This is a genomic window from Kitasatospora sp. CB01950 (assembly GCF_001905465.1).
GTDB lineage: Bacteria > Actinomycetota > Actinomycetes > Streptomycetales > Streptomycetaceae > Kitasatospora.
This window is the reverse complement of the sequence record NZ_LISX01000003.1, coordinates 626979-639120: the sequence shown is the minus strand read 5'-3', so window position 1 is coordinate 639120 and position 12142 is coordinate 626979. Positions and strand designations below refer to the sequence as shown.

Annotated in this window: 11 protein-coding genes; 5 read left to right on the top strand and 6 right to left on the bottom strand. The window is 72.3% G+C overall.

Features of this window, described 5'->3' with window-relative positions; genetic code table 11:
• Positions 1-26 precede the first annotated feature (26 nt).
• The 5 genes from AMK19_RS11305 to AMK19_RS11285 all read right to left on the bottom strand — a co-directional run bounded on the left by AMK19_RS11305 (position 27) and on the right by AMK19_RS11285 (position 5153).
• Positions 27-551 (bottom strand): dioxygenase family protein, encoded by a 525-nt coding sequence (locus tag AMK19_RS11305; RefSeq protein WP_073810603.1) that lies wholly within the window; start codon positions 549-551, stop codon positions 27-29.
• A gap of 185 nt (positions 552-736) precedes the next feature.
• The gene (locus AMK19_RS11300; protein WP_158071888.1) at positions 737-1759 is read right to left on the bottom strand and encodes a phosphotransferase family protein; all 1023 of its coding nucleotides are present in this window, start codon (positions 1757-1759) and stop codon (positions 737-739) included.
• A 155-nt stretch (positions 1760-1914) separates the two neighbouring features.
• Positions 1915-2832, bottom strand: a complete 918-nt coding sequence (locus AMK19_RS11295; RefSeq protein ID WP_073810599.1) for an ROK family protein — start codon at positions 2830-2832, stop codon at positions 1915-1917.
• Positions 2829-3857, bottom strand: a complete 1029-nt coding sequence (locus AMK19_RS11290; protein WP_073810597.1) for an alcohol dehydrogenase catalytic domain-containing protein — start codon at positions 3855-3857, stop codon at positions 2829-2831. The genes AMK19_RS11295 and AMK19_RS11290 overlap by 4 nt, the downstream gene beginning before the upstream one ends.
• 837 nt (positions 3858-4694) lie before the next feature.
• Complete coding sequence (locus AMK19_RS11285) at positions 4695-5153, bottom strand: hypothetical protein (RefSeq protein WP_073810595.1); 459 nt, start codon at positions 5151-5153, stop codon at positions 4695-4697.
• A 499-nt stretch (positions 5154-5652) separates the two neighbouring features.
• Between AMK19_RS11285 and AMK19_RS11280 the strand changes: the two genes are divergently transcribed.
• The 4 genes from AMK19_RS11280 to AMK19_RS11265 all read left to right on the top strand — a co-directional run bounded on the left by AMK19_RS11280 (position 5653) and on the right by AMK19_RS11265 (position 10298).
• Positions 5653-6231, top strand: a complete 579-nt coding sequence (locus AMK19_RS11280; protein ID WP_073810902.1) for a TetR/AcrR family transcriptional regulator — start codon at positions 5653-5655, stop codon at positions 6229-6231.
• A gap of 272 nt (positions 6232-6503) precedes the next feature.
• Positions 6504-7670, top strand: a complete 1167-nt coding sequence (locus AMK19_RS11275) for an agmatine deiminase family protein (RefSeq protein WP_083646661.1) — start codon at positions 6504-6506, stop codon at positions 7668-7670.
• A 193-nt stretch (positions 7671-7863) separates the two neighbouring features.
• Positions 7864-8592, top strand: a complete 729-nt coding sequence (gene ureA / locus AMK19_RS11270) for an urease subunit gamma (protein ID WP_073810593.1) — start codon at positions 7864-7866, stop codon at positions 8590-8592.
• Entirely contained in the window at positions 8589-10298 is a 1710-nt protein-coding gene (locus AMK19_RS11265) for an urease subunit alpha (protein ID WP_073810592.1), read from the top strand. The genes ureA and AMK19_RS11265 overlap by 4 nt, the downstream gene beginning before the upstream one ends.
• 8 nt (positions 10299-10306) lie before the next feature.
• Here AMK19_RS11265 and AMK19_RS11260 read toward each other — a convergent pair whose 3' ends face one another.
• A complete protein-coding gene (locus AMK19_RS11260) occupies positions 10307-10912 on the bottom strand; it encodes a TetR/AcrR family transcriptional regulator (protein WP_073810590.1) in 606 nt (201 codons plus the stop codon).
• Positions 10913-11105: 193 nt separating this feature from the next.
• On the opposite strand from AMK19_RS11260, the gene AMK19_RS11255 reads away from it, so the two are divergent.
• Complete coding sequence (locus AMK19_RS11255) at positions 11106-12110, top strand: agmatine deiminase family protein (protein ID WP_083646660.1); 1005 nt, start codon at positions 11106-11108, stop codon at positions 12108-12110.
• The last annotated feature ends 32 nt before the right edge of the window (positions 12111-12142 follow it).

Sequence of the window (12142 nt, the reverse complement as noted above, 5' to 3'; positions counted from 1 at the left end):
GACGACCGACAGCGCCCCGGAATTGCTCAGGAGGGCAGAATGAAGGTGAAACTCGCCTGCCACCCCTCCGGGGTTTCCTGAACGTCCATCAGGCATTCGGGGCGGAAATACTTGTCGAGCCGGTTCCGGCGTTCGCCGGGGAAGTACAGCATGGTGGTCAGGACGCCGCCGCCGGGCGGCTGCACCTTCACGTGCAGGTGCCGCGTCCGGCCCGGGTACTCGGCCGGCAGGACGGTCTCCAGCCGCCAGTTCCCCTCCTCGTCGGCGAACTGGTGCCCGCGGAGGGTGAACCCCTCCTCGTCGTACACGCCCTCGTCGCCGACCTGCCAGAAGTCCAGCAGAGCGCCCCCGATCGGCTTGCCGTCCGGGTCCACGACCCGGCCCGACAGCACCATGGGGGTCCCGGTCGGGACGTCGGACCGGAAGTTCGTCTTGAACGGTGTGGCCGGCTTGTAGTACGGGCCCTCGGTCTGCGCCGGGGTCGGCGGGATGCCGTTGCACTTGACGTCGGGAGTGATGATCAGGACATCGTTCTCGGGGTTTTCTTCCACCGTTTCCTGCCTTCCATCGGGCCGGTTCTGCACCGGCCGCCGAAGAAGCCGATGGAAAAGTCTGCCGAAATTCGGCACAACGCATTCCTGTCCGCTCAGACTGTCTCTCGGGGATGGCCGTGTCAATAGGCCTCGTCAATAGGCCGAGCCAATAGGCCGTGTCAGTAATGCGGACGGGCCGGTAATCAGCTCGGAACGGAGCCGGAAAGGACGTTCTCCGCGGCCGCGCGGCGCACCATGACGGCGCGGACCCGGTCGAACACCCGGCGGTCCGGCGGGTTGGTCAGGATGTCGGCCAGGGCGAACAGGTCCAGGGCCCGGCTGGTGCGCCGCCAGTCGTCGGGCAGCGGCCCGCCGCCGTCCCGGAAGCCGTCCAGGAACGCCCGGGAGTAGTCCGGCGGGTAGTCGTCCTCGAAGCGCAGCATGTTGCCGACGTCCATCAGCGGCGGGCCGCTGAAGGCGAGTTCCCAGTCGAGGACGGCGGCGACCTCCCAGCGTCCGTCGTGGCCCGGTGCGACCAGCAGGTTCTTGGGGTTGAAGTCGTTGTGGACGAGCCGGTGGTCGGCGGCGGCGCGGGCGCAGAGCGGCGCCGCCCGTTCGGCCAGCCGGCTCAGCGTCCGGGCGTCCGACGCGCTGAGCCGGGGCGCCGCCCGGCCCGCCGGTGGGGGGCGTCGCTCCGCGGCCGCCAGGCAGTGTTCCACGAAGGCCTGCAGGTCGCTCCGGCCGTCCGGCGGCTGCGGAACGAGCGACGCCTCCTCGAAGCGGCCGGGCCGGGGCAGTTCCCATCCGGAGACCAGGGCCAGGGCCGCGCCGACCGCCCGGCCCAGGTCTGCGGCGGCCGGTCCGGAGGCGTCCGCCAGCGCCTCGGTCAGCGGAACACCCCTGATGTAGCGGTAGAGCAGGGACGGACATCCCGTGGCCGCGCCGTCCGGGTCGGCGGCCACCAGCTCGGGCAGCGGAAGCCGCCCGTGCAGGCGCCGCAGCAGCGCGGCCTCGACCTCGCACGTGTTGCGCCGGACCCCGCTCTCCCCGCCGGGCCGGAAGCGGCGCAGCACGTAGCGCCCGTCCGCCTCGGTCACCAGCAGGATCAGCTCGTTGTTGCAGCCTCCGAGAAGCCGCCCCGCGCACCGGACGCGTTCCCCGGGCAGGGCCTCGCCGTGCAGCCAGGCGCGCGTACCGACGTCGAGCTCGATGGGGCCGGTCGTCACCACTCCGTCATCCTTCCTGCCGTCCACATGCTTTCGGGCACGCCACACCGCAGCCCTGCTGCGCCCCGGGGCCTGTCCGGTCGATCGCGCGCCCGGCAGGATCGGCCGCGCAGGCCCGAGTCCCGGCCGAACGCGGACCGCTCCCCGCCGTACGGTCAGCGGGTCTTGTGCTGCGCCTCGGCCCGGAACGCCAGGACGAGGCCGCCGGCCGGACCGGCCATCGCGCCGAGTTCCGCCGGCACGACGAAGTCGTCGGCGGCCTGTTCGGGCAGCCCCGGATACCCGCCGAGCTGTTTGAGCAGTTCCGCCCGTACGGCGGGAAGCAGTCCGGGGAGCACCGACATGCCGCCGCCGATCACGATCCGCTCGGGAGCGGTGCAGTAGACGATGCTGCGCAGTCCCTCGGCCAGGTAGCCGGCTTCGAGCTCGACCGCCCGGTGCAGCTCGTCCCCGGTCAGCTGCTCCGCGGGCCGCCCCCACCGGTCCGCGACGGCGGTGCCTCCGGCCATGCCTTCCAGGCAGTCGCCGTGGAAGGGGCAGTTGCCCGGGAAGTCGTCGCCGGGCCGCCGGCTCACCGCCACGTGCCCCATCTCGGTGTGGACCAGGCCCCTGACGGGCCGTCCGCCGATGATCGCGCCGCCGCCGATGCCGGTCCCGACGGTGAGGTACACGTAGGTGTCGAGCCCTCGCGCGGCGCCCCACCGTCCCTCGCCGAGGGCCGCGCCGTTGACGTCCGTGTCGATGCCGATCGGTACGTTCAACTCCCGTGCCAGCGAGCCGAGTACGTCGACGTCGGCCCAGCCCGGTTTGGGCGTGTCGGTGGTGAACCCGTACATCGGGAGGTTCGGGCGCAGCTCCAGCGGGCCGAACGAGGCGACGCCGATGGCGGCCAGCGGTCCGTGCCGTTCCGTCGCCCGGCCGAAGAAGTCGGCGACGCGTGCCAGGGTCTCTCCGGGCTCCCCGGTCGGGAACCTGGCCTGGGCCAGCACGTTCTCGGGTGAAGTCCCCACCAGGCAGACCACTTTGGTGCCGCCCGACTCGACCGAGCCGTACAGCGCGTGACGCGGGCTCATCCGGTGACCTCCGGCCAGCCGTCCGGGCCCGCCGGGGCGGTGTCGGACCGGATGACGACCTTCATCGCACCGTAGCCGGTGCCGCCCGAGCCGTGGCCGGCGTCGTGGCCGGTGCCGCGCGCCGTTCCGTCGGCCCCGGCGGAGAGCAGCGCGAAGGCGTCCTGGTAGCGGTCGAGCGGGAACTCGTGGGTGACCAGCGAGTCCAACGGCAGGTCGCCGATCAGGTCGACCGCGATCGGGAAGGTGTCCGCCCGGTAGTCGCCGGCCCCGATCAGGCTGACGCCGTGGTTGGTCAGGTACAGCGGGCTGATGCTGGGCCGGTAGCTGTCGTCGAAGCCCATGGCGACGACCCGGCCGCCGTCTGCCACCAGTTGCAGCGCCTGCTCGACGGCGACCCCGGTGGTGTCGAAGACGATGTCGGGCCGGCGTCCGTCCCCGGCCTTGACCACCGCTTCGAGCGGGTTCGGCCCGCCGACGTCGACGGTCCGGTCGACCAGCGGTCCGGCGACGGCCAGCCGGTACGGGTCCGACTCGGCGATCACCACCCGGCGTGCCCCGCGCGCGGCGACCAGGGCGGTGAGGAGGCCGATCGGTCCCGCGCCCAGCACGGCCACGGTGTCGCCGGGGCCCACGTCCGCGGCGAGCACGTTGTTGAGGACGCAGGCCAGCGGCTCCACCAGCACGGCGCGCCGGAACGCGAGGGCGTCCGGCAGCCGTTCGGTGAAACGTTCCGGCAGCACCACGTGCTCGGCGTACGTGCCGTCGCGGTCGACGCCGACCTCGGTGCCCCGCTTGTTCCGGCAGTGGTTGGTCGCGCCCCGCCGGCAGGGCGGACAACTGCCGCAGTACAGCGTCGGATTGACCACGACCCGGTCGCCGGGACGGACGGACGTCACGTCCGCTCCGACCTCCTCCACCACGCCGACCGACTCGTGTCCGAGGACCACTCCGGGCCGGGCCGGGAAGCGGCCCAGCAGGATCTTGCGGTCCGTCCCGCAGATCCCCGTCCCCACGACCCTCACCACGACGTCGTCGCGTCCGGACGCCTCCGGACGCGGATGGTCCCGCAACTCGACGGGATGCGGACCGGAATCGGAATGGAAACCGGGACCGAGATATACCAGAGCTCGCACGGCGTCTCCTTGGGGGCCGATGGGCCTACCGCTATCGGGTGCCTGTCACCGATCTGGCTTGCAAGGCGTTCACTGTAGCCTGCACAGTCCTCCCCCGAACCGCCCGTATTTCGGTCATCGTCGGACACCCCCGACCCGTCAGGGGGCGTACGCCCGGCGTGATTCCCGGATCGCGCGCCGAACGGAATTCGACCCGGTCGGCCCGGCCGAAAAAGACCGCGCAGCACAGCCCCCCCGTTCCACCGCCGCCCCGCCCCGGCGCCGCCCACACACCGGACCTGGGCCTGCCCCGCCCCGCAGTCGGCGCCGGGCGGGAGTGGCAGCCACTGGTGGTGCCACTGGGATTCCGGCGGATCACCGTGGTGGCGAGAAATCCGCTCCTGCCCGATCCGATCGGAATCCGGGAGTCCTTTCTCCAGCGCCTGCTGCGGCCGGCGGTGGAATTGTGCGTTGCGGTGTCCGCAAGGCCACAAGGGGAAGGGCAACAATGGTGATGACCGCGTGAAACCACTCATTCCGGAGGGAGCTTGCCGTCGTCATATGACGACAGCTTGCCCCCACCCGTCCCGCCCTGCCCCGCCCGCAGTGCGACCCACCGGGCCCGGGGTGCCGGTCGGAGCACGAAGACGCCCGGCGTGGCGGCGGCCCGGCCCCCGATGGATTCGAGGGCCGGGCCGCACGGAGCAGCGCCGAACGAGGAGTGCTGACGCGCGAGGGGGCCTGCGGTGGTCAGGGGCAGTGGACGGTGAAGGTGCCCTCGTGGGTGCCGGCCACGCTGCTGCCCCAGTTGCCGAGGATGTCCTTCATCTGGACTCCGTAGTAGCTCCACACCTTCCAGGTGCCTTCCTGGCAGGGGAACCGGCCGCTCTCCGAGGCGGCCTTGCTGGAACCGGACGCCCCGGGGAAGGTGCCCTCGTACACCGTGCCGTCCGGTGCCGTGAGCTTGTAGTCGCTGGGCTCCCAGATCCGGCAGCCGTTGGGCGGCGCCGACCAGCCGATGATCTTCCACCAGCGACACTCGGTCCACAGGCCCGCGTAGACGTTCTTGGAGTCTCCGGCGTCGTACATGCACAGCCAGCTCTTCATCTCCCGCGTGTCGTCGGAGTTGGAGTCGATCCACTCCCCCGCGCAGTGCGGTTCGTCGACCGATCGCGGCGACGCGGCGACGGATGCCGGAACTGCCTGCACGCTCCGACTCGGCGGAGCCGGGGCGGCAGCGGCGGTCGCCACCGGCACGAGAAACGCAGCCGCAGAGGCAGCGGCAGCCAGCCGCGCCGATCCAGGGAAACGCATAGAGAGGCTCCTTTTCGCGAAAGCCGGCGAAGAGGGAGAGTCGGACCGGCCCGGGGCGACGTCGGTCTCCCAAGGCCCCGCCCACCCAAGCCCGAGCAAAACCCTCACCTTGGGAGCTCAAAGTGGCACCCCCCGCAACCGCCGCCAAGGCCGACCTGGCGACATCCACCCGAAAGAGTGCGCAACCATGCCTGCACCACGTCACGTCGTTGACCGACGCACGGCCCACACGCCCCGGCGCCGACCACGGGTGAGCGGGAACGAGCAGGTGGCGGATGCTGCCCTGAGGTTCTCGGTGCTGCCCCGAGTTTCTCGGCGGTGGCACGCACGCTGATGTTCCGGTCAGTTCGGGCGGCGTCCGGATGCCGGCGTGGCGGCAGTAGGGTGGTGGGTCGTGGCCAGTCGTAAAACGTCAATTCTGGAGGCATCCGCGCGGGTGATTGCCCGGCGCGGGGTGCGTGGGCTGCGGGTTGAGGAGCTTGCGGCCGAGGCCGGGGTGTCCACCGCACTGATCTACTACCACTTCAAGGACCGTACCGGGATTCTTCGGCAGACCCTGGAGTTCATCAACGATCGCGCCGGGCGCTACACCGCCGTGCGCGAGGCGGGGGCACCGCCGTTGGGGCCGCGGGAGGAGTTGGAGCACGCGTTGCTGCTGGAGCTCCAGGACGTGCCGGAGGTCCGGGAGAACAGCGTCGCCTGGGGGGAGCTGCGGGCGAGCGCGGTGTTCGACGACTCGTTGCGGGAGGATCTGGCCCGGGCGACCCTGGTCTGGGTCCAGGAGATCGCCGAACTGCTGGGCCGGGTGCGGCCGATGACTCCGGCCCCGGAGCTGGCCGCGGCCGCGGAGCGGCTGACGGCGCTGCTGGAGGGGCTGAGCATGCGGTGGCTGAGCGGGACGCTGCCGCTGACCCATGCCCGCACGCTGCTCGGCGAAGCGATCACCACGGAACTGGAGCGGCTCGGCCGCTGAGCCTCCCGCCTCCGGGTCCCCCTCACGCCGCAGTCCGGGCGGTCGGCTCGCGCCGGCCGGTCCGGGCTGCGGCGTTTTCGCACCTCCAATATTGACTGATTTTTCAGTCAGTGCCACGCTGGGCCAGTCGGCGCGGGATGTCCCGCACGTCCGATGCCGCGTTTCCCGCCCGGACGGAGCGCCTGCGCCGCGCGGTCGGCCGAACCGAGAGCCCGTCCGCCCGCAGGCGGCGTCGGGAGGCAGCGGCGGCGACACTTGATCTGGAGGTCCGCATGGCCGAGCACCCTGGCGAGCGCACGTTCGCCGACCGTCTGCTGGAAGCGTTCCCGCCGCTCCGGTGGGCGCTCGGCGCACCGGAGCCGGACGAGGCCGGGCCGACCCCGAACACTTCGAGCAGCGCGGACACCGGCCCGTCGCACGCGTACCCGCACCCGCACCGTCGGTGGGTTCCGGCGGAGCACGAACCGCATGCCCGGACGTGGATGTCCTGGCCGTCGCGGAAGTCGGTCTGGGGGCGGCAGTTGGCGGGTGTGCAGCAGGACATCGCGCTGATCGCGGCGACCGTCGCCGAGTTCGAGCCGGTGGTGATGTGCGCCCCGGACGGGTACAGCGCCCGGCAGGTGCGTGACCGGTGCGGGTCGGCGGTGGAGGTGACCACCGCCGTCCCCACGGACGACCTGTGGATGCGGGACATCGCGCCGGTGTTCCGCCGGGACGGTGCGGGCGGGCTGGACGCGGTGGGCCTGGGCTTCAACGGGTGGGGCCGCAAGCAGGTGCACGCCGACGATGCACGGGTGGCCGAGGAGGTCGCGCGGCGCTGCGGGGTTCCGTTCGAGCGGGCCGGGTTCGTGGGCGAGGGCGGGGCCGTCGAGGCGGACGGCGACGGCACGGTGATCGCGACCGAGAGCAGCCTGGTGAACCGGAACCGCAACCCCGGCTTGGGCCGCGAGGAGGTCGAGGCGGCCGTGCTGAGCGCGTACGGCGCGCGGAAGATGATCTGGCTGCCCGGCATTCGCGGCAAGGACATCACGGACGACCACGTGGATGTCACCTCGCGTTTCGTCCGGCCGGGTGTGGTGATGGTGCAGCTGCCGCCGCCGGACCGCGACGACGTGTGGGCGCGCGGGGCCCGTGAGCAGTTCGCGTTGCTGAGCGCCGCGACGGACGCCCGGGGGCGGCGGCTTCAGGTGATCCGGGTGGACGGACCGGACACGGTGCGTTCCAGGAGTGCGGCGTTCGTCGACTCCTACCTCAACTTCCATCTGGTCAACGGCGGTGTGATCACCGCGGAGTTCGGCGACCGGGTCAAGGACGAGGCCGCCCGCCGCACTCTTGCCGCCGCGTTCCCGGGCCGCGAGGTGGTCCAGCTCGACGTCGACCGCCTGATGGCCGGGGGCGGCGGCATCCACTGCTCGACCATGCACGAACCGCTGGCCTGATCGCGACGCGGTTCGGCGGTCGACCGCCACTGCCCGCCACTGCGCCGCCGCCTTCCTTCGACTTCCGACGTCCTTCCCACCCCCTCGTTCTGGAGCCTCCGTTGCCCCTCCCTCCTCCCTTCCCCCGCGCCGCGCTGCGGCCGTTCGGCGTCCTGCCGTGCCTGACCTTCCCGACGGCGGGCGGTGAGCGGGCATGCAGCTGACTCCGACGGAACGTGACCGACTGCTGCTGTTCTCGGCCGCCGAGTTGGCCCGCACCCGACGGGCGCGTGGGGTGCGGCTGAACCTGCCGGAGGCGACGGCGCTGATCGCCGACACGGTCTGCGAGGCGGCCCGCGACGGCCGCCGGCTGGCCGAGGCGATCGAGGCGGGCCGCACCGTGCTGAGCGCCGACGACGTGCTGCCCGGGGTGGTCGATCTGCTGACGGAGGTGTACGTGGAGGCGGTGTTCGAGGACGGGACGCGTCTGGCGGTGGTCACCTCGCCGTTCGCCGGCGCGGCGGGCAGCGGCGAGGCTGCGCCCGGTGCTGTCCTGCCGGGTGCCGATCCGGCCGAACCGCCGTCGCCCGTCGTCCGGTTGACGGTCCGCAACACGGCGTCGGTGCCGATCTCGGTGACCTCGCACTTCCATTTCTTCGAGTCGAACCCGCGCCTGGCGTTCGACCGCTCGGCCGCGTACGGGATGCGGCTGGCGGTGCCGGCCGGCTCCTCGGTGCGCTTCGACCCGGGGGCGGCCGTCGAGGTCGGCCTGGTGCCGATCGGCGGCCGGCGGGTGGCGATCGGTTTCGCCGGCCTGGTGGACGGTCCGCTGGACGCGCCGGGCGCGAAGGACGCGGCGCTGGCCAGGGCCCGGGCGACCGGCTGTCTCGACACGGACGGGGACACGGCGGACATGGTGGACATGGTGGAGGGACGACGGTGAGCAGCAGCATCGACACGCACGAGTACGTCGCGGTGCACGGTCCGCGGGCGGGCGACCGGGTCCGGCTCGGCGACTCGGGGCTGATCGTCCGGGTCGAGTCGGACTCGCAGGCCCCGGGCGACGAGTTCCTGGTGGGGTTCGGCAAGACCGCCCGCGACGGGCAGCATTTGAAGGCCGCCGCGGTCCGCGAGACCTGTGACCTGGTGATCTCCAACGTGTTGGTGATCGACGCGGTGCAGGGCATCCGGAAGACCTCGATCGGTATTCGGGCGGGCCGGATCTCGGCGATCGGCCGGGCGGGCAACCCGGACACCCTGGACGGGGTGGAGGTGGTGGTCGGCACGGGTACCGCGATCGTCTCCGGCGAGGGCCTGATCGCCACGGCCGGCGCCATCGACACCCACGTGCATCTGATGTCGCCGCGCATCATGGAGGCCTCGCTGGCGTCCGGTGTGACGACGATCATCGGGCAGGAGTTCGGCCCGGTCTGGGGCGTCGGCGTCAACTCGCCGTGGGCGCTGCGGCACGCGTTCAACTCCTTCGACGCCTGGCCGGTCAACATCGGCTTCCTGGGCCGCGGTTCGTCCTCCGACCCGGCGCCGCTGATCGAGGCGCTGGCCGAGGGCGGCGCGTCCGGCTTCAAGGTGCACGAGGACATGGGCGCGCACACCCGGGCGCTGGACACCGCGCTGCGGGTCGCCGAGGAGTACGACGTCCAAGTGGCCCTGCACACCGACGGGTTGAACGAGTGCCTGTCGGTGGAGGACACCCTCGCGGTGCTGGAGGGCCGCACCATCCACGCCTTCCACATCGAGGGGTGCGGCGGCGGCCACGTGCCGAACGTGCTGAAGATGGCCGGCGTGCCGAACGTGATCGGCTCCTCCACCAACCCGACCCTGCCGTTCGGCCGCGACGCGCTGGGCGAGCACTACGACATGATCGTCTCCGCGCACGACCTCAAGCCGGACCTGCCGGGCGACGCGGCGATGGCCCGCGACCGGATCCGGGCCGGCACGATGGGCGCCGAGGACGTGCTGCACGACCTCGGGGTCATCGGCATCACCTCCTCCGACGCCCAGGGCATGGGCCGGGCCGGCGAGACCGTGCGCCGCACCTTCGCGATGGCCGGCAAGATGAAGGCCGAACTCGGGCCGATGGAGGGGGACGGCCCGGACGACGACAACGAGCGGGTGCTCCGCTACATCGCCAAGCTGACCGTCAACCCGGCCATCGCGCACGGGCTTTCGCACGAGGTCGGCTCGATCGAGGTCGACAAGCTGGCCGACATCGTGCTCTGGCGGCCCGACCGGTTCGGCGCCAAGCCGCAACTGGTGCTGAAGGCCGGCTTCCCCGCGTACGGGGTGACGGGCGATCCGAATGCGGCCACCGAGAACTGCCAGCCGCTGGTGCTGGGGCCGCTGTTCGGGGCGCACGGTGCGACCGCGGCCGACCTGTCGGTGGCGTTCGTCGCGCAGGCCGCCGCCGAGGCGGCCTCGCCGGGGCGCCCGTACGACGGGATGACGACGCGCCGGCGGCGGGTGGGGGTGCGCGGGACGCGTGGCATCGGGCCGCGCGACCTGGTGCGCAATTCACGCACCGGGCTGGTGGAGGTGGACCGGCGGAGCGGGACGGTGCTGTTCGACGGGGCCGAGGTGCGCTCCGAGCCGGCCGACCAAGTCTCGCTGAGCCGGCTGTACTTCCTCTGACCGCTTGGTCAGTACGTCTGCCGGCGGCCGGCTGCCAGGTCGGCCGCCGGCCCGAGTTCCGTCCCGACCGCGCCCAGCAGCAGCGCGCGGGCGTGGTCGAGCGGCAGGGCGCCGCTGAGCCAGCGCATGCTGAGCCCTTCGAGCAGGGCGGTCAGCCGTTCGGCGGCGGCGGCGTGCCCGGGGGCGGCGCCGACCGGGTCGGCCCGGGCCAGCAGGTCCGCGATCTCCTGCACCCAGGCGCGGGTGGCCCGGGCGAGGTCGTCCCGCAGGTCCGGTTCGAAGATTGCGCTGGCTCTCAACTCTCCCCAGGCGGTGCTGTTCTCGCGCACCTCGGGCAGGTCCTGGAGCTCCAGCAACAGAACCTGTTCCAGCTCCTGGCGGGCGCCGTCCGGGCCGGTCCCGCCGCGCCGGCCGGTGGTGTACCGGTCGGCGCGGTCGTTGACGAACTCCAGGGTTCGGCGCAGGATTCCGGCCCGGTCGCCGAAGTGGTAGTAGATCAGCGAGGTGGAGACGCCGGCCTCGGCGGCGAGTTCGTCCACTCGCAGGCCGCGGACGCCCCGGCGGGCGATGACCCGGGTCGCGGCCATGAGTATCTCTGTTCGACGGTCCGTCATGGCTCGGCACTCTACCTCGGGCCGGGCTGTTCCTGACCATATCTTCAGCCCACCGAACGCACGATCTCCCGTGCGCATCAGGCAACTTCACCATGCGAAGTCCCATTCGGACCCTCATCCCGCCCCAAACCTTGACTGAATTTTCAGTTCGGTGCAGGATCTGGGCCCAACCCCTCAAGAACGGATCTGCACCATGACCCACCGCATGCCTGCCGAATGGACCGAGCACCAGGGCTGCCTGATGGCCTGGCCCGTCCGCCCCGATCTGTGGGGCGGGGTGCTGGCCGAGGCGAAGCGGGAGTACGCCGAGGTGGCCCGCGCGATCGCCGGGTTCGAGCCGGTCACGATGGTCGCGCCGCCCGGGCACGGCGGGGAGGCCCGGGAGCTGTGCGGCGACGGCGTGACCGTCCTCGAACTCCCGCTGGACGACTCGTGGTTCCGCGACAGCGCGCCGATCTTCGTCCGGGACGGGGACGGCCGACTGGCGGGCGTCGACTTCCGGTTCAACGCCTGGGGCCGCAAGCACACCCCGTGGGACGCCGACGACCGGGTGTCCGGCCTGCTGCTGGAGCACCTGGGCGTCCCGGCGATCCGCTCCGCGATGGTGCTGGAGGGCGGCGCGATCACCGTCGACGGCGAGGGCACGCTGATCACCACCGAGCAGTGCCTGCTGCACCCCAACCGCAACCCGGGGATGACCCGCGAGGAGATCGAGGCCGAGCTGAAGGACCGGCTCGGCGTCACCAAGGTGATCTGGCTGCCGTACGGCGGGCTGCTGGACACCGAGACGGACGGCCACGTGGACGGGGTGTGCGCGTTCGCCGCGCCCGGCAAGGTCGTGGTCCAGCTGCCGGCCGACCCGGGGCACCCCGACTACGCGCGGATGCGCGCCAACCGCGCGGTGCTGGAGCACAGCACCGACGCGCAGGGGCGCCGCTTCGAGATCGTCGACGTGCAGCAGGCCGCGTTCGTCGAGGTGGACGGCCGGCCGGTCGAGGTCGGCTACCTCAACTACTACCTGGCGAACGGCGGCGTGGTCGTCCCGGTCGCCGGCCACCCGGAGGACGCCGGCGCGCTCGCCGTGATCGCCGCCGCCCACCCGGACCGCAAGGTCGTCGGGGTGCGGGCCCGTGTCATCGCCTTCGGCGGCGGCGGCGTCCACTGCATCACCCAGCAGGTTCCCGCCGCCCGCGCCTGATCCCGCGTCTGATCCCGCGCCTGACCCTGCGT

What these genes read in the sequence shown, in the direction of transcription:
- ureA (WP_073810593.1), top strand. Translation starts at nt 7,864, where the DNA reads ATGCAGCTGACTCCGACGGAACGTGACCGACTGCTGCTGTTCTCGGCC.
- AMK19_RS11255 (WP_083646660.1), top strand. Translation starts at nt 11,106, where the DNA reads ATGACCCACCGCATGCCTGCCGAATGGACCGAGCACCAGGGCTGCCTG.
- AMK19_RS11275 (WP_083646661.1), top strand. Translation starts at nt 6,504, where the DNA reads ATGGCCGAGCACCCTGGCGAGCGCACGTTCGCCGACCGTCTGCTGGAA.
- AMK19_RS11295 (WP_073810599.1), bottom strand. Translation starts at nt 2,832, where the DNA reads ATGAGCCCGCGTCACGCGCTGTACGGCTCGGTCGAGTCGGGCGGCACC.
- AMK19_RS11260 (WP_073810590.1), bottom strand. Translation starts at nt 10,912, where the DNA reads ATGACGGACCGTCGAACAGAGATACTCATGGCCGCGACCCGGGTCATC.